The sequence below is a fragment of the Paraburkholderia sp. UCT70 genome (genome assembly GCF_050434085.1).
GTDB lineage: Bacteria > Pseudomonadota > Gammaproteobacteria > Burkholderiales > Burkholderiaceae > Paraburkholderia > Paraburkholderia tuberum.
Window position 1 is genome coordinate 1,416,453 of sequence record NZ_JBNPVZ010000003.1, and the last position, 21,686, is coordinate 1,438,138.

At 62.9% G+C, this 21,686-nt stretch carries 17 protein-coding genes and 1 pseudogene; 4 read left to right on the top strand and 14 right to left on the bottom strand.

Annotation, left to right across the window (positions count from 1 at the left end):
- Positions 1-185 precede the first annotated feature (185 nt).
- The 3 genes and pseudogenes from OKW41_RS24500 (at position 186) to OKW41_RS24510 (ending at position 6,017) form a co-directional block, all read left to right on the top strand.
- On the top strand, positions 186-3,377 hold the full coding sequence (locus tag OKW41_RS24500; protein ID WP_429574219.1) for an efflux RND transporter permease subunit: 3,192 nt from the start codon (positions 186-188) through the stop codon (positions 3,375-3,377).
- A complete protein-coding gene (locus OKW41_RS24505) occupies positions 3,367-4,554 on the top strand; it encodes an efflux RND transporter periplasmic adaptor subunit (RefSeq protein ID WP_429574220.1) in 1,188 nt (395 codons plus the stop codon). Before OKW41_RS24500 ends, OKW41_RS24505 begins: the two co-directional genes overlap by 11 nt.
- Positions 4,547-6,017 (top strand): annotated as a pseudogene (locus OKW41_RS24510) (efflux transporter outer membrane subunit). The gene OKW41_RS24505 and the pseudogene OKW41_RS24510 overlap by 8 nt, the downstream one beginning before the upstream one ends.
- Positions 6,018-6,147: 130 nt before the next feature.
- Here OKW41_RS24510 and OKW41_RS24515 read toward each other — a convergent pair.
- The 14 genes from OKW41_RS24515 to OKW41_RS24580 all read right to left on the bottom strand — a co-directional run bounded on the left by OKW41_RS24515 (position 6,148) and on the right by OKW41_RS24580 (position 19,739).
- Positions 6,148-7,164, bottom strand: a complete 1,017-nt coding sequence (locus OKW41_RS24515; protein WP_429448752.1) for an aldo/keto reductase — start codon at positions 7,162-7,164, stop codon at positions 6,148-6,150.
- 190 nt (positions 7,165-7,354) lie between these two features.
- A complete protein-coding gene (locus OKW41_RS24520) occupies positions 7,355-8,011 on the bottom strand; it encodes a DapH/DapD/GlmU-related protein (protein ID WP_429447543.1) in 657 nt (218 codons plus the stop codon).
- Between the two features lie 114 nt (positions 8,012-8,125).
- Positions 8,126-8,926: a phosphonate ABC transporter, permease protein PhnE gene (phnE, locus tag OKW41_RS24525; protein ID WP_429574221.1), complete on the bottom strand. Its 801-nt coding sequence runs from the start codon at positions 8,924-8,926 to the stop codon at positions 8,126-8,128.
- Positions 8,923-9,606 (bottom strand): phosphonate ABC transporter ATP-binding protein, encoded by a 684-nt coding sequence (locus tag OKW41_RS24530; RefSeq protein ID WP_429574222.1) that lies wholly within the window; start codon positions 9,604-9,606, stop codon positions 8,923-8,925. The genes phnE and OKW41_RS24530 overlap by 4 nt, the downstream gene beginning before the upstream one ends.
- Before the next feature lie 173 nt (positions 9,607-9,779).
- Positions 9,780-10,679 carry a phosphate/phosphite/phosphonate ABC transporter substrate-binding protein gene (locus OKW41_RS24535; protein ID WP_429574223.1) on the bottom strand — a complete coding sequence of 300 codons (900 nt, stop codon included), beginning with the start codon at positions 10,677-10,679 and terminating at the stop codon, positions 9,780-9,782.
- 65 nt (positions 10,680-10,744) lie between these two features.
- Positions 10,745-11,878 carry an alpha-D-ribose 1-methylphosphonate 5-triphosphate diphosphatase gene (locus OKW41_RS24540; protein WP_429574224.1) on the bottom strand — a complete coding sequence of 378 codons (1,134 nt, stop codon included), beginning with the start codon at positions 11,876-11,878 and terminating at the stop codon, positions 10,745-10,747.
- Positions 11,879-12,359: 481 nt separating this feature from the next.
- A complete protein-coding gene (locus OKW41_RS24545) occupies positions 12,360-13,310 on the bottom strand; it encodes an SMP-30/gluconolactonase/LRE family protein (protein WP_429574225.1) in 951 nt (316 codons plus the stop codon).
- A gap of 37 nt (positions 13,311-13,347) precedes the next feature.
- Entirely contained in the window at positions 13,348-14,226 is an 879-nt protein-coding gene (locus OKW41_RS24550) for an SDR family NAD(P)-dependent oxidoreductase (RefSeq protein ID WP_429574226.1), read from the bottom strand.
- 86 nt (positions 14,227-14,312) lie between these two features.
- Positions 14,313-14,624 carry an NIPSNAP family protein gene (locus tag OKW41_RS24555; RefSeq protein WP_026226227.1) on the bottom strand — a complete coding sequence of 104 codons (312 nt, stop codon included), beginning with the start codon at positions 14,622-14,624 and terminating at the stop codon, positions 14,313-14,315.
- 44 nt (positions 14,625-14,668) lie between these two features.
- The gene (locus OKW41_RS24560; protein WP_429574227.1) at positions 14,669-15,118 is read right to left on the bottom strand and encodes a CoxG family protein; all 450 of its coding nucleotides are present in this window, start codon (positions 15,116-15,118) and stop codon (positions 14,669-14,671) included.
- 9 nt (positions 15,119-15,127) lie between these two features.
- A complete protein-coding gene (locus OKW41_RS24565; protein WP_429574228.1) occupies positions 15,128-16,009 on the bottom strand; it encodes an NAD(P)-dependent oxidoreductase in 882 nt (293 codons plus the stop codon).
- Between the two features lie 14 nt (positions 16,010-16,023).
- Entirely contained in the window at positions 16,024-18,378 is a 2,355-nt protein-coding gene (locus tag OKW41_RS24570; protein WP_429574229.1) for a xanthine dehydrogenase family protein molybdopterin-binding subunit, read from the bottom strand.
- Complete coding sequence (locus OKW41_RS24575; RefSeq protein ID WP_018422844.1) at positions 18,371-18,859, bottom strand: (2Fe-2S)-binding protein; 489 nt, start codon at positions 18,857-18,859, stop codon at positions 18,371-18,373. The genes OKW41_RS24570 and OKW41_RS24575 overlap by 8 nt, the downstream gene beginning before the upstream one ends.
- Positions 18,860-18,866: 7 nt before the next feature.
- Entirely contained in the window at positions 18,867-19,739 is an 873-nt protein-coding gene (locus OKW41_RS24580) for an FAD binding domain-containing protein (RefSeq protein ID WP_429574230.1), read from the bottom strand.
- Between the two features lie 527 nt (positions 19,740-20,266).
- Here OKW41_RS24580 and OKW41_RS24585 point away from each other — a divergent pair.
- Positions 20,267-21,679 carry a DHA2 family efflux MFS transporter permease subunit gene (locus OKW41_RS24585; protein WP_429574231.1) on the top strand — a complete coding sequence of 471 codons (1,413 nt, stop codon included), beginning with the start codon at positions 20,267-20,269 and terminating at the stop codon, positions 21,677-21,679.
- Positions 21,680-21,686: the final 7 nt, after the last annotated feature.

The window sequence follows — 21,686 nt, forward strand, 5'->3', positions numbered from 1 at the left end:
TTCAAACGTTGCCGGGATGCTATTTCTCGGTCTGCAGGAATCCAGAGCGTTGTGTACATTCGCACTTTGGTTGCGTTTGGGAACACCCGACATAGGTCACAAAGCAATCATCCTCGTTGCGAACATCTTCCTGTGCCAGATCTCTGCAAGATGCTGTTGCGTTTCCCCCAAGCCCTGGAATTCTCATGCTCGGTCTAGTTCGTATCGCGCTCCGACGACCCTACACTTTCGTCGTCCTGGCAATCTTCATCCTCATCATCGGGCCACTGTCGGCAATGAAGACGCCCACCGACATTTTCCCCGATATCAGAATCCCGGTGATCAGCGTGGTGTGGCAATACACGGGGCTGCCGCCCGATCAGATGGTCGGCCGGATCACGTCGCCATTCGAACGCACGCTGACTACCACCGTGAACGATGTCGAACACATCGAGGCGGAATCGGTCGCCGGTTTCGGGATCATCAAGATCTTCTTCCAGCCGGGCGTGAATATCAGCACGGCGAACGCGCAAGTAACCGCGGTCGCGCAAACTCAGTTGCGGCAGTTGCCCGCGGGCACTACGCCGCCGCTGATCCTCAATTACAACGCGTCCACCGTGCCGATCATCCAGTTGGCGCTATCGGGCAAGGGGCTGTCCGAGCAGAGGCTGGGCGACCTCGGTCTGAATGCGGTGCGTCCCATGCTAACGACTGTCGCCGGTGCGTCGGTTCCCTACCCGTTCGGCGGCAAGACGCGCCAGGTGCAGATCGACATTGATCCTGCGGCACTGCAGGCGCGCGGTTTGTCCGCGCAGGACGTCGCCAATGCGCTGGCGGGTCAGAACCTGATCACGCCGGTCGGCACGGAAAAGATCGGCGACTACGAATACACGCTGCAACTCAACAATGCGCCCTCGGAAATCAAGGCCCTGGGCGATCTACCGGTCAAGGCCACCAATGGCACGACGGTCACTATTCGTGACATTGCGAATGTTCGCGACGGCAGTCCGCCGCAAACCAATATCGTCCATGTGAACGGCCGGCGCTCGGTGCTGATGTCGGTACTCAAGAACGGCTCGGTTTCGACGCTAGGGATCATCTCCGGCATCAAGCAGCAAATCGCCAACGGGAAAGCGTCGTGGCCCGATAACCTGAATGTCGAACCGATCGGCGACCAGTCGATCTTCGTGCGCGCAGCCATCACCGGTGTGGCACGTGAAGGCGTGATCGCGGCCGTGCTCACCAGCCTGATGATTCTGCTGTTCCTCGGCAGCTGGCGTTCGACGATCATCATCGCAACCTCGATCCCACTGGCCATTCTCGGCTCGATCGCCACGCTCTCCGCACTAGGCGAAACCTTGAACATCATGACGCTCGGCGGTCTCGCGTTAGCGGTGGGGATTCTTGTCGATGATGCGACCGTGACGATCGAGAACATCAACTGGCACCTCGAGCACGGCAAGGAGGTGGAGACCGCTATCCTCGATGGCGCCGCGCAGATCGTCACGCCCGCGTTCGTTTCCCTGCTGTGCATCTGCATCGTGTTCGTGCCGATGTTCTTCCTGAACGGCGTGGCGCGCTTCCTGTTCGTGCCGATGGCGGAGGCCGTCATTTTCGCGATGATCTCGTCGTTCATCCTCTCGAGAACCCTCGTGCCGACAATGGCCAAATACCTGCTGAAACCGCATGCGCAGGGTGAGCATGCCGATGAGGCGCAGCGTCCGGGTCCGCTCGGACGCTTCCAGCGCGGCTTCGAAGCGCGCTTTGAAAAGGTGCGTGGCGTGTATCGCGGGTTACTCGAACTCGCGCTGAACCATCGGCGTCCGTTCGTCAGTTGCTTCCTCGGCTTCGTCGCGCTTTCGTTCGCCCTCGCGCCCTTGCTCGGCCGCGACTTCTTCCCGGCGGTCGATGCCGGGCAGATCCTGATGCATGTGCGCGCACCAGTCGGGGTTCGCGTCGAAAAGACCGCGCAGATATTCGCGAATGTCGAAGGCGCGATCCGCCAGATCATCCCGCCGTCCGATCTCGGCACGGTGGTCGACAATATGGGTCTGCCGGTCAGCGGCATCAATACCGCGTACAACAACACCGGGACGGTCGGTTCGCAGGACGGCGACATCCAGATTGCGCTGAACGAAGGGCATCGTCCGACCGACGAGTATGTCCGCATGATGCGTGAAAGATTGCCGCGGGAATTCCCGGGGGTCACGTTCTCTTTCCCACCGGCGGATATCATCGGCCAGATCCTTAACTTCGGCTCGCCGGCGCCGATCGACCTGCAGATCCGCGGCAACAACCTGAACGCCGACTACGCGTATGCAGACCGTCTGCTGCGCGCGGTCCGCGACGTGCCCGGCGTGGTCGATGCACGGATCGCGCAGTCGCACGGCAATCCCACCTTCAACGTCGATGTCGACCGCACGCGTGCACAGCTGCTCGGCATCACCGAGCGCGACGTGACCAACAGCATGGTGGTGAACCTCGCGGGTTCGAGCCAGGTGGCGCCCACGTACTGGCTGAACAATGCGAACGGCGTGTCGTATCCGATCGTGATGCAAACGCCGCAATACAGTCTCGATTCACTGGCAGCATTGCAAAATCTGCCGATCACCGCCAGCGGCGGAGGCACCGCCCAGATCCTCGGCGGTCTGGCAACGGTCGAGCGCTCCACCAGCAACGAAGTCGTCAGCCAATACAACATCCAGCCCATGGTCGAGATCTTCGCGACCACCCAGGACCGCGATCTCGGCGCGGTGTCGGCCGATATCCAGCGCATCGTGCACCAGAACGCCAGCACCTTGCCGAAGGGCTCGAGCGTCGCGCTGCTGGGTCAGGTGCAGACGATGAACAGCGCCTTTGCCGGCATGTCGTTCGGCCTGCTTGGCGCAGTGGTGCTGATCTATCTGCTGATCGTCGTCAATTTCCAGTCGTGGGCCGATCCGTTCGTGATTGTGAGCGCATTGCCGGCGGCGTTGGCGGGCATCGTCTGGATGCTGTTCGCGACGCACACGACGCTCTCCGTACCCGCACTCACTGGCGCGATCATGTGCATGGGGGTGGCGACCGCCAATTCGATTCTGGTCGTCAGCTTCTGCCGCGAACGTCTTGCCGTCCATGGCGATCCGTTCAAGGCGGCACTCGAAGCGGGCTTTACGCGCTTTCGCCCGGTGCTCATGACCGCGCTGTCCATGATCATCGGCATGGCGCCGATGGCACTCGCCCTCGGCGAAGGCGGTGAGCAAAACGCGCCGCTCGGCCGCGCCGTGATCGGCGGTTTGATGTTTGCCACCACGGCTTCGCTGTTCCTGGTCCCCGTCATCTTCTGTATCGTTCACGCGCGCCCCGGGCGCGCGGCGACCCCAGCATCCGTCCCGGGAGCTCCTACCTATGTCGTCTGAATCCACTTTTCCCACTCACACGCCGCCGCGCCGTCCGCTCCGGATCGCGGGCGTGATCGGCCTGCTGATCGCCTTAGGCATCGTCGTTGGCGGTGTCGCGCTGCGGGCTGTCGACGCCCGCAAGCTGAAAACCTGGACGGAGGCTCAGGCCGTACCGACAGTCAATCTGATCCAGCCCATGCGCGATCCCAACGGCCCTTCACTGCAACTGCCCGGCCGGCTCGAAGCGTTTACACGGGCGCCGATTTTCGCGCAGGTCAGCGGCTACCTGAAATCATGGAACGTCGATATTGGCGCGCCGGTCAAGGCGGGTCAGGTGCTCGCCGAAATCGAAACACCCGAGCTTGATCAGCAGCTCCTTCAGGCACGCGCCGATCTGCAGAGTGCGCAGGCGAATGCCGTCGTAGCGGGTACGACGGCGAAGCGCTGGGAGGCGCTAAGAGGCACCGATTCCGTGGCCCAGCAGGACGTCGACCAACGCACGGCTGATTACACCGCGAAGGAGGCGATCGTGGCGGCCGCGAAGGCCAACGTCGATCGCCTCGTCGCGACAAAGGCCTTCGCGCGGATCGTCGCGCCGTTCGACGGCGTGGTGACCGCGCGCGACACCGACGTTGGCGCGCTGGTGAACGCCGGTAGCGGCGGCGTCGGCCAGGAGCTGTTCGCGGTCTCCGAGGTCAAGCAGTTGCGTGTGTATGTTCAGGTACCGCAGAACTACGCTCCGGCGATCCACGATGGCACGACCGCGACCTTGACCGTTCCCGAGTACGCCGACCAGCAGTTCACCGCGCGCGTGATTGCAGCGGCAGACTCCGTCAATTCGAGTTCGGGGACGACGCTCGTGCAGTTGCTGGTCGACAATGCCAACGGCAAGCTGCTGCCGGGCGGTTTCGCCAGCCTGAAATTCACGTTGCCCGCGTCCGCCGATTCACTTCGGGTGCCGGCTAGCGCGCTCGTGTTCGATAGCCGCGGCGTCGTGGTCGCCACGCTCGGTGCGAACGGCCACGTACTGTTCAAGCAGGTGAAGATCGACCGCGATCTGGGCGACTCGGTGGAGATCGGCTCGGGACTCGCCGCCAGCGATCGCGTGATCGATACGCCGCCAGATGGACTCGCCGACGGCGACAGCGTGCAGGTTGCGCCGGCCACTGACAGGAAGGCGGCCGCACATGGTTAAGCCTGGACGGGTCGCGCTTTTAACGGGCGTCCTGGCGCTCTCCGCCTGCTCGCTCGCGCCGCAATATCAGGTGCCTTCGGTGCCGATAGCGGCGCAATACAAAACCGTTGGTCCCTGGACCGCCGCTCAGCCTGCCGACCGGATAGATCGCAACGGCTGGTGGAAAATATATGGCGACGCGCAACTCGACGATCTCGAAGCGCGTCTGCTGGCCAACAACACCGATCTGCGCGCCGCCTACGCGCACTATGCGCAAGCGCAGGCTTTCGTCGCGCAGGTCGCGTCGGGACTGTATCCGACCATCAGCGCAAGCGCGGTGCCGCAGCGCGTTCGCCAGTCCGACAACCGGCCGTTGCGCGTGGGCGGCCCGAACGACTACAACTCCGTCACGCTCGGCGCCGAAGTCAATTACGACCTCGACCTGTGGGGTCGCGTGCGTGACTCCGTGGTGGCCGGCAAGGATGAGGCTCAGGCGACTAAAGCCGATCTGGCTTCGGTGAAACTGAGCCTGCAAGTGGCACTCGCGGACAATTACATCAGTTTGCGGGGCCTCGACCAGCAGACCGAGCTGCTGAACGAGACGGTCATGGCGTATGCGAAAGCGCTGCAACTCACGCAGACGCTGCATGACAGCGGCATCGTGGCGGGCCTCGACGTTTCGCGGGCTCAAACGCAATTGTCGTCGGCGAAGTCCCAGTTGTCGCAGAATCTCGCGCAACGAGCGCTCATCGAACACGCGATTGCCGTGCTGGTCGGCACTTCCGCGTCCGAATTCAGCCTGCCGCAGCAGACTGCCGCCATCGCGTTGCCGGCGATTCCGACCGGCCTGCCCTCGACGCTGCTGCAACGTCGCCCCGACGTCGCAGCAGCGGAACGCCGGGTTGCCGAGGCCAACGCAAAGATTGGTGTCGCGCGCGCGGCCTATTTCCCGGACATCACGCTGAGCTTGCAGGGTGGTGTGCAAAGCGCCGCCTATGCTGGGACTGGTTAGCGCGCCCAATCTATTCTGGGCGATTGGCCCGCAGCTCGTGCAATACGTCTTCGACGGCGGTTACCGTCGTGCGCAGCTCGACGCCGCGAAGGCGGCAACCGAGGAAGCCGGAGACCGCTACCGCAGCGTGGTTCTGTCGGCATTCCAGCAGGTCGAGGACAACCTTTCGCTGCTGTCGTATCTCGGCACCGCGCTTGGCGAGCAAAAGGATGCCGCGAATGCCGCGCAATACTCGGTCGATCTGGCGCTGCGCCAATATCGCCAAGGCACTGTAGGTTATCTCGATGTCGTGCAGGCGCAGACCGTCGCACTCGAAGCACGACGCAGCGTGCTCGATATCCAGACACGCCAGCTAAGTGCCAACGTGCAACTGCTGCATGCACTGGGCGGCGGATGGTCGAGCGATGAACTCGCCCAAGTGGCTGCTACGCCGGCACTCGTCGCGACAACGATGGCGCACGGCGCAAATTGAAGGCCTGCACAGGGCGCAACCGGGAGGGTGACCCGGTTGCGCGCGCTGTCGATAGCACGCGTAGCAGTCCGATGTGGCGGAACCGCTTCGGAATGCCGCGACTCTGGAGATTCTCCTGCGCGTGTCCGGCTTACGAACCGTGACGGGGAATCCGCCCAAAGAAAAGATGCTTGGGATCATTGAACCCGGGCGTCGAAGGGTGACCCGTCGTGACGAGCGAGTCGACGAAGTCTTCGTCTTCGGCGCTCAGGCGATAGCTCAGGGCCGGTAGATAATCGTCCCATTGCGCCACGGTGCGTGGTCCGGCGATGGTCGAACTGATATAGCTACTGTTGAGCACCCACGCGAGGGCGAATTGCCCCGCACTCAATCCACGCGCCTCTGCATGCTCGCGAACGCGCCGTGCCAGCTCCAATGACTCGGGCCGCCATTCGGCCTGCTGCAAGCGGCGGTCGCCGCGCCCTGCCCGCGTATCCGCCGGGGGCGTTACGCCCAATTCATACTTGCCGGTCAGCACGCCACGGGCGAGCGGGCTGTACGAAATCACGCCGAGGCCATAACGGTGCGCGGCTGTCAGCTGCTCGGCCTCGGCCTGCCGATTCGCGAGGTTGTAGAGCGGCTGACTGGCTACCGGGGCAGCGAGACCCAGTGCCTGGGCGGTATGACTGAATTCGGCGATCTTCCATGCGCGATGGTTCGACAGGCCGTAGTAGCGCAATTTGCCGGCCTGGACCAGATCATTTAGCGCGCGCACCGTTTCATCGACCGGCGTGTCGTGATCTTCAGCGTGGAGGTAAAGCAGATCGATATAGTCCGTCTTCAGGCGCTTGAGGCTGGCCTCAACGGCTCGCACCATGTGTTTGCGCGACGCGCCGCGCGCATTAACGTCACCATCGCCGAATGGACTGGCAAATTTGGTCGCCAGCACCCAGCGATCGCGCCGGGCGGCAATGCAACGCCCGACGACACGCTCCGATTCACCACCAGCGTAGACGTCGGCGGTATCGATCGAGTTGACGCCTTGTTCATGCGCCTGGTCGACGATGCGTGCCGCGGTTGCTTCGTCGGTCGGATCGCCGAACAGCATCGTCCCAAGCGTCAGCGTCGAAACCTTGAGGCCGCAGCGGCCAAGTTGGCGAAATTCCATATGAGACTGTTCCGTTAATTTGAAGGATCTAACCTAGGAATTCCACGTGACACATCCATAGAGACGGGCACGTCGAGACCAGGTGATTGAAGCGAGGACAGTTGGCACCCTCGTCTGGTCAACGCACCATTAGGGGCGTGCAAGGCTCCGCCCGTCGCGGAGAAACGGCCGCTTGGCCATTCATGCACTTTTACCCGTCGTACTTCTCCACGAACTCGGCCGCCGTGAGCCCACGAAAATCAGCCAATGCCGCGTCAATGCGCTCGGCGCTCCAGTCCCACCAGGCTATCTGCTGCATGCGCTCCGAGGTGCGCGCGTCGACGCGAAAACGCAGCACCCGCGCCGGCACCCCGACGACGATGGCGAACGGCGGTACGTCCTTGGTCACAACGGCTCCTGAGCCGACCGCGGCGCCAGTGCCGATCGTCACGCCGGGCATGATGATGGCATCGTGGCCGAGCCACACGTCGTGACCCACCTCGACTGGCTCCTGCGCCCGCCACTGGAAGATGTCAGCGTCGTCGTCGAGAGACAATCCGTACGATCGGGAGCGATAGGTAAAGTGATGGTGGGTCGCACGCCACGAAGGATGATTGGGCGGGTTGATGCGTACGCCGGTGGCGATATTGGCGAACTTGCCAATGAGTGCGTGGGCGATCTGATTGTCACCCATCGCATAGCCGTAGTCGCCGATGACGGATTCGGCGACATGGCTGCGCGGACCGAGATAGGTGTAACGGCCAAAGTCGCTGGCGCGAACTACCGCCGTTGGATGGATTTCCGGATGCTCCGACAGAACGCGACCGAGCGCCCACGGATCGACGCCGACGCCATGATTGATCAACATATCGATTCTCGTGCTTCAATGATGAGGAGAGCCTTGGGCCGCCGGCTGCGCACTTCCCGTGACGATCGCGTCAGGGCATGAAGAGCGACGCCGACGCAGGTGAGCGGCCCGCGTTCAGGTGACACGGCTGCGCAGGTAAGTGGAGACGCGTTCGGCACAGACGACCAGGACGAAGGTGGCGATCAACAGGAACGACACCGTCTGGTACTGGAACAGGTTCATTGCGGTCAGCAACTGGAAGCCGATTCCGCCTGCTCCGACAAAGCCGAGCACGAGCGACGAGCGCAGGTTTTCGTCGAAGCGGAACAGCCCAATGCCGAGCAGCGAGGGCAACACGCCCGGCACGACAGCATGGCTTAACACCTGCAGGCGCCCTGCACCGGTCAGCGTCAACGCTTCGACGGGGCCCATATCCATGTCTTCGATTACTTCCGCGAACAGCCGCCCAAGCATGCCGACCGAATGGACCGCAAGCGCAAGTGCGCCCGGAAACGGCCCCAGCCCGACCGCCGTGACGAACAACAGTGCCCAGACCAGATCGGGCACTGCCCGGGTGACGCCGATCAGCGCGCGCGCGGCGTAGTACAGGGGCAGCGCCGGTGTGACATTCGCGGCCGCCAGAATCGACAGCGGAAAGGCGAGCAGCACCCCGAACACCGTGCCGAAAATCGCCAGGTCAATCGTTTCGAGAACCGGCCACAAGTTCGGGACGAACTGATCGAACGCCGGCGGCACGGCGCGCGAAATAATGTCGACCATACCGTGGGCACCGGTAACCAGATCCTGCGGACGGGCCTGGACGACGATCCACGCCTGCACAAACAGCGCGAACAGCACGACGGCGGCACACACCGACCAGATGGTCCGGCCACCCGACGAGCCCGTCGATGCGCGCATTTCAAGAACCTTGCTCATGACGCCTCGGCCAAATAAAGGCTCGCGATCTGTTGACGGGAGACGGCCGACGCCGTCCGATCGAATTCAAGCAGGCCGCCGCGCAGACCGATCAGTCGGTCGGCATATCGCGTCGCCAGTTCGGGCTGGTGCAGTACGCACACCACCGCGAGACCGTCGTCGTCGGCGAGGCGGCGCAGCAGCCGCATGACTTCGTCAGCCGCTTCGGGGTCCAGACTGGCGACCGGCTCGTCGGCGAGCAAGACGTGAGGACGTTGGGCCAGCGCACGGGCCACCGCCACGCGCTGCGCCTGTCCGCCCGAAAGCGTGCCGGCGCGCTGGCGCGCCAGATGCAGCAAGCCGACCTCGTCCAGATAGGACAGCGCCGGATCGATCTCCTCGCGAGGCACCTGGCCCAGCGCGGTTGACAGCGTCCGGTGTCGGCCGAGCGCGCCGCAGCAGACGTTCGCCAGCACGCTGCGCCGCTTCACGAGATTGGCGTTCTGCGAGATCAACGCAAGCGGCAGACGCGCCTCACGCAAAGCTTTGCCGGACAGTGCGGCGAGATCGCGCCCAGCCACCTCGACCGACCCGGCGGTCGGCCGATTCAGCCCGACCACGCACTTCATGAAGGTCGACTTGCCGCTGCCATTGCTGCCCAGCACCACGACCAGCTCACCGGCGTGGACCGACACATTCATGCCGCGCAGCGCAGTGTGGCCATTTGCGTAACGCATCGTCAGATCACGGACAGCCAGCTTTACGCCGGGCCCACGCGTCATATGCAGTGCTGTCCCGGGTAGGCTCGACGCGCCGGCTGAAAACCGGCTCGCCGAATCTATCGGGACGCCACCCGAGGTGCTGGACAGAGTGCTCACAGTTTTGCCAGGTCGATGTGAAGAGTCGAAACCAGATCGCGGATCTGGTTATAAGCGGTGTCCGTTTGCGGCACCGTCTTCAGCTCCGGATTCTGGTTCGATGCCAGGAACTTCTGATCGGCTTCCGGCAATTGGCGTAGATCCAGCGAACTCAGCACACTGGCCAGACGGGCCTTGAAATCCGCCGGCAAGTCGCCGCGCACGGCCAGCGGGTCGAGCGGAATCGGTTCCGATCGCCACAGCGTCACGTAAGCCGCAGGATCGAATTCGTTGTGCAGCTTGGCGCTGGCGATTTCTTCGCTGTTCAGCTCCCCCGCTTCGACCTTGTGGTTGCGCAGCGCCTCGAACGACGCCGTGTGGCTGCCCGCGTAGACCGCTTTTACGCCCTTGTCCGGATCGATGCCGTTCTTGCTCAGACCGAAGGCGGGAAACAGATGGCCGGACGTCGACGCCGGATCGGCGTAAGCGAACGAGCGACCCTTGGTGTCGCCCAGCGTCTTGATGCCCGAGCCGGGCCACGTGACGATGGAGGCGTAGTAAGTGGCCGGCTTGCCCTGCTCGCCGGCGAACGTGGCGACGGCTTCAGCGTGCGCGACCTGGTGCGCGAGCACGTAGCCGAGGGGACCGAATTCGCCGAATTCGAGCTTGTTGTTGCGCATTGCCTCGATCTCGGCGTTATAGCTGGTCGCGACGTAGAGTTGCACCGTGCAGCCGAGCTTGTCGCCAATCATCTTGGCGAGATCCGTATAGACCGGCAGCATGCGCTGGGCCGATTCGTATGGTTCGACACCAAAGCGAACCACGCCATTGTTCGGACACGTACCAGCTGCATGTGCCGTAACGGAGACAAAACTCACGGCCAGAGCCGCGGCAGATAAAATTTTGGAGACCTTCATATCTTCCTCAATTTATGTTTCGTACAGACCAGGCGACTCAACAACGGATTGCTTTGTTCCGGGCATCAGACAACGCGCTCGCCTGCCCGATATGTCGCGCGAGGCACAGGCAGCGCATCGTGCATCCGCACGCGCACAAAGTCGGCACGCAAACCGGGGGCGATGGCGCCGCGGTCGTCCAACCCCACTGCGCGCGCGGGTTCCGCGGATACCGTTGCCATCGCGCGCGGCAGCGTCCAGCCGGCCTTGCCGACCAGTTCGAAGGCGGCGGTCAACAGGCTCGAGGGCACGTAGTCCGATGACAGGATGTCGAGCAGTCCGGCTTCCGCAAGTTCGATTGCCGAGACGTTGCCCGAGTGCGATCCGCCTCTTACGACGTTGGGCGCGCCCATAATCGTTGCGATGCCGTGTTCGCGTGCGGCTTGCGCGGCGATGCGGGTGGTTGGGAATTCCGCCAGGACGATGCCTTCGGCCGCTGCCTGTTCAACATGCTCGATTACGGTGTCGTCGTGGCTCGCCACCGGCACGCCGAGCTCCATGCAGCGCGCAACGATCTCGCGACGGTGCCGGTCGGCGAAACGTTCCTGTCCGTCTGAAAGCTCAGCAATCACTGCGGCGAAGTGTTCGTCGGTCAATTTGCCGTGCCGTTCCTGCCAGCGACGCCATTGATCCCGATCGTGCCATTGGCGCTGGCCCGGCGTGTGATCCATCACTGAAGCGAGCCGCAGCAATGGATGCGTGCACAGTGAATCGAATACATTCACGACGTCGGGGGCGGCGATTTCGCAGCGCAGGTGGAGGAAATGCTCGGCACGCAGCAACTCGCACGCGGACAGGCGCGCGAGTGCCTCCACGCACTGCGTCTGAAGATCCCGGCTGTGCATGTCGACGTCCGAACGCGCGCCGATCCTGAGCGAATCGAATACGGTTGTGATGCCCGCCGCGGCCACCTGTGCGTCATGAATCACAAACGCCGCGTCGATATTCCATCTCACGCCCGGCCGCGGCGCCAGATGCTTCTCCAGATTGTCTGTGTGTAGTTCGACCAAGCCCGGCAACAGATAGTCACCGTTCCAGTCTTCGGCTTCGGCCGCCGACGTCGTGCCCCGTTCAAGGTCGACAATGACGCCGTTTTCAATCCGCAAGGTTCCCGTAAATTCCTCGTCTCGCGTGACGACGCGAGCGTTCCTGATCAGCATCGACATGCTCCGTACGTGTGTCCGCTTTAGCGTGCTGCTGTACGACGCAGCGTTAGTTGTGATTCGAAGCGATGAGTCGTGCTGTTGCGTTTGCGATCTCGGCGCTCGTGCTTCATGGGCGTTTCCTGCCGGCCCAGAAAGCGCTGGCTAGTGGTGCCTTCGTCTAAACGTCTAGATGTTTAGGGAAAGATCCAACCGGCCGATTCCGCGAGCACGACCGTAATGGGTTCATCACGGCCCGTGCTCTACCATGCACGACTGCGAATTCATTTCACCCGACCGGAATGACAAGACCATGACAGCGACCGACAACAAACACCGAGCGTTTCAATCGAGCGCCGAGTAGACGTTGTAATGGGGCGGCAGATCGAACAGATTCTTGATTGACGAGGTGGTCACGGGCATCGCAAGTGGACGCCATTCGTCGTCGATGAGCATCGAGGGCAGTCGCAATGCTGAAGCTGGCTGCCTCAACACTGGCTCATGTTGGGGCGGCCGCCTTGGCATCCACGTAAAGCGCGTAGAGCGACTGGCCGGCGGCCATGAACAGGCGGTTGTGCGCAGCGCCGCCAAAGCACAGGTTCGCACAGCGTTCAGGCAGCGCGATGCGGCCGATGGCCTCGCCGTCCGGTGCGAACACCATCACGCCGTTCAACGTCGGTCCTGTACCCCAGCCGGCCCACAGGTTGCCGTCGGTGTCGCAGCGGAAGCCATCCGGCGCGCCGTGCTCGCCGCCGTCGACAAAGATGCGGCCGTTGACGAGGCGTCGGCCATCCTCGACGTCGTACGCCCGGATGCGTCTTGGCGTGGATCCGGACTCGACAATGTAGAGGCGGCTTTCATCCGGTGAAAAACAAAGGCCGTTCGGATTGGCGATGTCGCCAACGACGATCTCTGCTTCGCCGGAGCGCGGGTCCAGGCGGTAGACCTGGGTTGGCACTTCGGCCTCCCCCCTGACACCCCCGTAATCACTCAGAATTCCAAAGGTCGGGTCAGTGAACCAGATGCTGTCGTCGCTCTTGACGACGACGTCATTGGGCGAGTTGAGCCGCTTGCCGTCGAAACGGTCCATGAGAATGGTCAGGATGCCGTTGTACTCGGTGCGCGTCACCCGGCGGTTGCCATGCTCGCAGGTGATCAACCGCCCCTGGCGGTCACGCGTGTTGCCGTTGGCGAAACCTGACGGCCTGCGAAACACCGCAACCGCACCGGTTTCTTCATCCCATCGCATGATGCGGTTGTTCGGAATATCGCTCCATAGAAGGTAGCGACCGTCGCCGAACCACACGGGCCCTTCACCAAAGCGCATTCCAGTCGCAAGGCGCTCCACTGCGGCATTGGTAATGCGATATTTCAGAAAGCGCGGATCGAGGACCTCCACCGACGGATCGGGATAGGTTTCGCTCTGTCGCCACCTTGGAATCTCTACCATTTCCCATCTTCCACTTACGATTTGCGGGGCGGGCAAGTCAGTCGTTCTTCCGGATATACGCTGCGAACGCCTGCGCGTAATCCGGATGCCAGCGCGACAGCGCCGGGCGATTCTCCACAATGTCTCCCGCAGCCCAAAGGATGCGTCGCTCGTCGAGGGAGCGAGGCACATCGTTGTCGGGGCACAGAATGTAGAAATCGCTCGCATCCAGTCGCTCAAGCATGAAATCGACAGTCTGCTCGGGCGTCCAGGCAGCGGCCGGCTTCTCGGTACGACCTCGAGCGGCAAGCTCCGTGAACACAAAGCCTGGGATCAGCAAATGCGCGCTGATCCGGCAGCCTGGCGTATTGCGCAACTCGTGCTGCAGCGCTTCGGTAAACGCCTTCAGGCCGGCCTTGGAGACGTTATAAGCCGGGTCGCCGGGCGGTGTCGTGATGCCCTGCTTCGAACCGGTGTTAATGACGAGGCCCGGGCGTCCGCGCGCGATCATCGCGGGCACGAAGGTCTGAGTTCCACGGATGACACCCCACAGGTTGACGTCGAGCACCCGCTCCCAGTTAGCGGCCGCGCCGAACATGGCGCTACCCGGTTGAATCCCCGCATTGTTCATGAGGATATCCGTGCCGCCGAAGCGATCCCGAACCGCCGCTTCGAGCCGGACCAGGTCTTCGATGCGGCTGACGTCCGTCTCGACGGCCAGTACATCCTTCGCGCCTTCAGCAGCCACGCTGGCAATCGCCTGCTTCGCGTGCGCCAGGCGGTCCTCACCCAGATCCGCAATGCACACGCGAAGCCCAAGCTGCGCGAACCGCTTCGCAGCAGCGAGTCCAATGCCGGCAGCGCCGCCTGTCACGACAGCGACGGCTCCGGGAGTGAAAGTAAAGTGTGTCATCAATAGTCCTTTCTGATTCGTCATAAAAAAGTCGGCTCGCCACCTCACAAGCAGACCGCCAAACCGCACGTGCTCGATAGGTCGCGCGGCCGGGAAATTCGTCACTCATCTCAGTCCATTGGGCAAAAAGGCACTGGCGACAGAAACACGGACTCCTGATGGACGAGATACGGCAGGATGCGCGGCGTGAAAGCTTGCCAGCGTGGATCGGCTGCGAGTTTCGCGCGCTGCGCGGCCCGATGCGCGTAGTCCTCGTAGCCCCAGCAGAACACGATCGAGTTCAACGTGCCCGAGTCCTTCGTCCAGCAACCCTTGAGGCGGGCGTACTGACTGATGATGCCGAGCCCTTCGCGCTCGTAGATGTCCAGGAACTCGCCTGCCTTTCCTGCCGTTATCTGATACGTACGCATTTCTACCAGCATGATTCCCTCTGTTTCGATCGGTACTCTGTCACAGCACGGCGCCGTCAGACCGCGTGGCTTTCGACGTGCGCCTTCAGCGCGCTAAAGAACTCGTCGAGATTCTTGCTCGCGGCGGACTGGATCAGGCGCGAGCCCACGCTCATCAGCTTCCCGCCAATTTCGACGTCAGCGTCGTACGCCAGCACGGTCGTATCGCCCTGCGCTTCAAGTTGCAGGCGCGCCGTGACTTTGGCAAAACCCAGCGCACCCGCACTGCCCATACCGGCAATCGTATAGGCACGGGGCGGATCGAGATCCGACAATTCGACGTTGCTTTTGAAGGTCGCCGACATCGGGCCGACGCGAATCTGCACGGTCGATTCGAAATGCAGGTCGTCAAGCCTCTTCAGCGCTTTGCAGCCGGGCAGACATGCTTCGAGTACGACGGGGTCGTTCAATGCACGCCATGCGGCTTCAGGGGGCACGGGCAGGATGGTTTGATCTGTCAGTTTCATCGCCGCGGCTCAGCGCTCGTAGAGTTTGAATAGCGCCTGCGTGCCGTTGCGCGCGTAGCCCCGCTCGGCCATCTCGTGATACATCACGCGCACCAGTTCCAGACCCGGCAATTCACGTCCCATGCACCCTGCTTCCTCGTGCGCAATCCGCATGTCCTTGATGAAATGCTCGATGAAGAAACCGGGTGCAAAATCGCCCTTGGCAATGCGCGGCCCCAGGTTGTTCAGCTGGAATCCACCCGCCGCGCCCCCGCCAATCGCGCTCAATACGGTGTCGGCATCGAGGCCGGCGCTGCGCGCATAGGCGAGCCCTTCGCACACGCCCATCATCGTCGACGCAATGACGATCTGATTGCACAGCTTCGTATGCTGACCCGCACCCGGGCCGCCTTGCAGCACGATGTTGGTGCCGAGGCAGCGCAACATCGGTTCCACGCGTGCGAGCACAGCGCTTGCGCCGCCGACCATGATCGACAGGCGCCCTTCGCGCGCACCGATGTCGCCGCCCGATACCGGCGCATCCAGCATGTGCACCCCGCGCTCAGCGGCGTGCGCGGCCAACTCTTCGGCCAGTTTTGGACTCGACGTCGTCATGTCGACCAGCACCGCATCGCGCCGCGCATGCACGATCAGACCGTCGTCGCCCAGATAGAGTGCGCGGACGTCCTCGGGTGTGCCGACAATCGTGAACACGACGTCCGCTACTTCGGCGAGCGCCCGCGGCGTCGCTTGCCAGCTCGCGCCGGCTTCGATGAGCGGCTCAGTCTTCGCACGCGTACGGTTATAGACATGCAGCGGATAGCCGGCGGCGGCGAGCCGCGAGGCCATCGAGCAACCCATGATGCCAAGGCCGATAAAGCCAATCGCGGGTTTGCCTGTGGATTGATTCATGATGGTTGGTCCGTTCAGAGTTTGTCGCGCAGCAAGTCGCGCAATAGCATGGGAGTCAGTGGATGACGGTCGGCGACGACGCCAAATGGCGCAAGCGCGTCGTTGACCGCGTTGGTCAATGCGCCGATCGCTCCCATCACCCCGCCTTCGGCCATCCCCTTGATGCCGGCCGCCGTCGACTTGCCGGGCGTATGCAGCGGGATGATCTCGAGGTTGGGCAGTTCAGTCGAAGTGGCGATCAGGTAGTCGGCGAGAGAGCCGGTCACGTTCTGTCCTGAGTCGTCGTAACGCATATGCTCGAACAGCGCGCCCGACAGTCCCATCGCCACGGCGCCATGCTGCTGCCCTTCCACCACGGTGGGATTGAGCAGCGTGCCGCAGTCTTCCGCGATGACGTAACGCGCGATGCGAATTGCGCCGGTCAAGACGTCCACCTCGATCTCGCATCCATGAGCCGCATTCGAATAGGTCATGGCCGGAGGGTCGTAAGTCAGGTGAAATTCGAGGCCCGGCGTCAAACCTTGCGGCAACGCGGTGGGATCCAGATACGCACGGCGGGCCACGTCGGCGAGCGTCAAACCCGTGTCGATCCACTCATCCGCGCGACGACGCTCGATTCTCGCGTCGATCAGGCGCAGCGACTGCCCGTCAGGCAAACCAAGGCAACCGGCGGCGATCGCGAGCACCTTGCGGCGTGCGTCGAGTGCGCACAGGTAAAGCGCGCCGCCGCCTGCCGTGCCGCTGCGGGCGCCACGACTGCCCATACCGTATGGTGCGATATCGGTGTGGCCCATATGAATGCGCACGCTCGACGGCGGCACGCCAAGGCCCTCCGCCACCGCATTGGCCATCGCGCTTTCGTGGCCCTGGCCGCTGGGCCCTAGACCGACCGACGCGTTCACGACACCGCCTGGTTCGATACGGATCCAGCTTGCCTCGTGCCCCGAACCGGGAATTCCCGCGGCCTTATAGAAGCGCGAACCATACGTGGTCGGTTCCACCACGTTGCACAGGCCAAGCCCCAGGTAATGGCCAGTTGCGCGCGCCGCCTGCTGGCGCTCGCGAAAGCCCGCGTAGTCGAGCGCCGACAGCAAGGCCTCGAACGTCTGGGTCGGCGTGATGTCGTCCAGACATTCTCCCGTAGCAGTGCGGTACGGCAGTTCTGCCGGACTCAGCAGGTTGCGACGGCGTACCTCGACCGGGTCGAGTGCCAGTTCCCGCGCGATTGCATCCAGCGTGCCGTCCATCACCCAACTGGTGATGGACATCGGCGCGCGCATCGGTGCATTGCCACATTTATGGCTGAGCACGACCTTCACATCGAACGCATAGTCCTGCAGCCGGTACGGTCCGCTCAGGACCATCGCAACGACGCGCGCCAGATAGTTGGCAGGAAAGAAGCAATAGGCGCCAAAGTCTTCGCGCAGTTCGAGTTCGAGAGCGAGCAGCCTGCCGCGCTCGTCGACCGCTGCGCGGGTGCGGCAGAAGTCCTCACGCGAATTGGCGGCGGCCGTCAGGTTCTCGAGCCGATCCTCACGCCAGCGCACGGGCCGCTTCAAATGGCGAGCCAGCGCAGCAACGGTCAACTCTTCGCGGTACAAGGCGATTTTCTGTCCGAACGCTCCGCCGACATCGGGCGAAATCACGGTCACCTGGGACTCGTCGAGCTTGAGGCGCTGCGCCAGTTGAGTGCGCAAAGGATGGGGCACCTGCGTTCCGATATGGAACGTCAGGTGGTCCCGTCCGGCGTCCCAGACCGCTGCACAGCCGCGGGTTTCGATCGGCACATGGGTCTGGCGCTGCTGCTGGAAGGTCGCCTCGACTATCCGGAAGGCCCGGCTGTTGGCGCGCTTATGATCGCCATGCACGTAGGTCTGGTGCGAGACCAGGTTGCCTGGCACGGCCGGATCGACTTGCGCGGCGTTGGGGTCCAGCGCCTGCCACATCTCTGTCACCACGGGCAGCGGTTCGAACTCCACGAGCACCTGTTCGGCGGCGTCTTCAGCGAGGTACCGGTCCGTCGCGACGACGCAAGCCACCAGATCACCCTGAAAACGCACTGTGTCCACTGGCATCGTCGCAAATTCGACGGGCTTCAGTCCTTCGACGGGTGGTGCGACACGGAACGGCGTCGTCCACTGCGCGAGATCCACGCCCGTGATGACGGATACGACGCCGGGCATCGCGGCGGCGCCGTGAATATCGATGGAGACGATCCGCGCATGCGCGTGCGGCGAGCGAACAAAGCACACGTGAAGGGCACCGGGTATCTCGATGTCGTCGAGATACCGTCCGTGGCCGGTCAGCAGCCGATTGTCTTCGGTGCGAGGCGTCGCTCTGTTGAGGTAACGAAACGTCTGCTCAGACATCGACCGTCTCCGCGCGCATCCGCTCGGCCGCGAGCAGGATCGCCCGCACGATGTTCTGATATCCGGTGCAGCGGCACAGATTGCCCGACAGCACCTCGCGCACCTGGGCCTCGGATGGCCACGGGTTCTCGCGCAGGTAGGCTTCAAATGTCATGACGATGCCGGGCGTGCAGAAGCCGCACTGCAGACCGTGGCACTCATGCAGCGCCTGCTGGAGCGGCGATAGACGACCGTCTTGCGCGACCGCCTCGATGGTCGTGATCTGCGCTTCATCCATTTGCACGGCGTAAGCCAGACATGAGCGTGCCGGGCGGCCATCGATCAACACGGTGCATGCGCCGCACACACCGTGTTCGCATCCGACATGCGTGCCCGTCAGCCGGCAATCTTCGCGCAGCACATCGGACAATAGCTTGCGAGGCTCGCAATGCACTTCATGGCGCGCACCGTTCACACTCAGATAAATTGCTGTCTTTTCCATGAACGGCCTAATCGGGTTGCGTAACGCCAGCGGTTATCCGCTGCAATGCTCGCGCGATGAGCGCCTTGACGAGATCGCGCCGATACGCGGCGCTGATGCCTGGCTGATCGTGCACCTCGACGGCGTTTGCGACTGCCTGGGCAATCGTGCCGACGCTCGGTGGATCGGCCGTTTCGCCGACGAATCCCGCGGCGAGGTCGTCAAGCACCAGCGGCACATCTGCCACGCCGCCTACGCCGATCCGCAACGAGGCGAACCTGTCGCCCGCGAGCACCGCGGTGACAGCGCAAGCCGCGATCGCGAAATCGCCGTGCCGTCGGCTAAATGCTTCGAAGGCATGCCGCTCACCGGGCAACGCCGTCGGAAAGCGCACCGTGCGAATAATTTCGTCGACCGCCAGATCGGTGGTCATCACCGCGATCAGAAACTGTGCCGCCGACACCTGCCGGCTGCCGGCCGGCCCGACAATCTCGATGCGAGCGTCTAGCGTGCTCGCAATGAGCGGCAATTGGGCCGCGGGGTCCGCGTGCGCGAGACTGCCGCCGAGCGTCCCGCGCTGTCGGATCGCGTAATGTCCGATCGTCGCCGCCGCTTCAGCCAGTAGCGGGCAAGCCGCGCGTACCGTGCTGCTGGTGGCCAGCTCGTGATGGCGCGTCATTGCGCCGATCGCCAGCGTATCGGGTTCAAGCGTGACGCCCTTGAGTTGAGGCAGCGCATTCAGATCGATCAGATGCGCCGGTTGCGCGAAGCGCATATTCATCATCGGCGCGAGGCTTTGTCCTCCGGCGATCAGCTTGGCGTCAAAACCGTGAAGAGCAAGAAGCGACAGCGCGTCGTCAAGCGTGCTCGGCCGGTGATACGAAAATGCGGTGGGTTTCATGCGCGTTGCGCCTGTGCACTCAGGCTGCGATCCCGGGCGAAGACAAGCAAGCCGCGACAGCCCCCGCCCGCCGATAACCGAGGCACTCGACGACGGCCATTCCCGATTCGCTTGACGCTGCTCATGATTCGCTCCAGCCGCGTGCGCGGCGCTGTTCACCCGGTGGGATAGCTACCGCTTCAGCCATCGCTTCGGAAACGAGGATATCGCCGATAAATTAAATCGTCAATTGACGACTAAAGTTCAAATTGAGAGGATCGTGGTCGGTTCATGGTGCAGGCCGTGCGTTCTTTGGTGCCACTATGAGGTTTGTTTGTTTTTCAAATATGTCTTCGCATGACGACTTATGATTTGATAGAGTACATCGTCCGCAGACATGAACCGGTGTCGCCATGCTCCCGGTTTTAGCCGTGCACTATCTCAGTGCCATCGCGAAGCGAGCGCCTCATCTATGACTGCCGGCATTGGCACTTCCCGCGCCAGGGCGTTTGCGGGTCTTTCACTCAACCCGTTTCGGTTCTCCGCTCATGTCTTTGTCAAGCCGTCAATCGGTCATCATCGCGTTGATCGTCGCCAGTGCCTATTTCATGGAGAACCTCGACGCTACGGTGATTGCGACAGCGCTGCCCCACATGGCCGCCACGTTCGGCGTCACGCCCGTGAGGCTGAGTATCGGCATGACCGCCTACCTGCTCGCGCTCGCGGTTTTCATCCCGATCAGCGGCTGGGTGGCGGATCGCTTTGGGCAACGCTCAGTGTTCGGTAGCGCCATCGTCGTGTTCACCGGCGCGTCGATACTTTGCGGGCTCAGCAACGGTCTCGTCGAATTCACGGCCGCGCGGATCCTGCAGGGACTCGGCGGCGCAATGATGGTGCCGGTCGGCCGGCTTGCAGTGCTGCGCAGCACGGAGAAGCGTCACCTGATGCGCTCGATCGCCTACATTACCTGGCCCGGGTTGGCCGCACCGGTGCTGGGTCCAGCGTTGGGCGGCTTTATCTCGACCTATTTCAGCTGGCGCTGGATCTTTCTGCTGAACGTACCGATCGGCCTGCTGGGCCTGGCGCTGACCGCCACGTTTATTCCGAACCACCGCGAATCCAGCCGTCGTCCGTTCGATGTGCCCGGATTCGTGCTTGGCGGAGTCGCGCTAACCTGCCTCATGTACGGCATGGAACTCGTCGGGCAACTGCATGGCGACTGGCACATCGCGGCCGCGGCGCTGACCGGTGGCGTGCTCGCCGCTGCCTTCGCGGTACGGCATTTCCGGCGTGCCGAACACCCGCTGATCGATCTCGCGCCGTGGCGAATCCCGACCTTTCGCGCAACCCTCGATGGCGGTTCGTTGTATGTGGTCTCGGTCAGCGTTTCGCCCTTCCTGTTGCCGCTGTTCTTCCAGCTCGGTTTTGGGCTCAACGCGTTCGCCGCCGGTCTGCTGGTGCTCGCTTACGCGGCCGGCAATCTGGCTATGAAGACCGTCACCACGCCCATCCTCAAGCGCTTTGGTTTCCGCAAGGTAATGATCGTCAATGGCCTGCTCACTGCCGTCACCATCGCGCTGTGCGCCCTGCTCTCGCCGGACACGCCGCGCGCGCTGATCATGCTGGTGCTGCTGGTCGGCGGGCTATGCCGATCGATGCAGTTCACCAGCATCAACACGCTCGCATTCGCGGACGTACCGCCGGCGCGGATGAGTTCGGCGAGCACGTTTTTCAGCATGGTCCAGCAGATGACCATCGGTCTCGGCATCGCATTCGGTGCGATCGCGCTGCATGCTGCAGTCCTGATACATGGCGGCCACGCGCAGCTTTCGCTTGCTGATTTCCGGGTCGCGTTTCTGCTTGTCGCGGTGCTGATACTGATCTCCGTGCTGTACTTTATCGGCCTCGAACCGGACGCCGGCTGCGAGGTTAGCGGCCATACCGGAGCCGCATCGCGGTAGTGCGGAA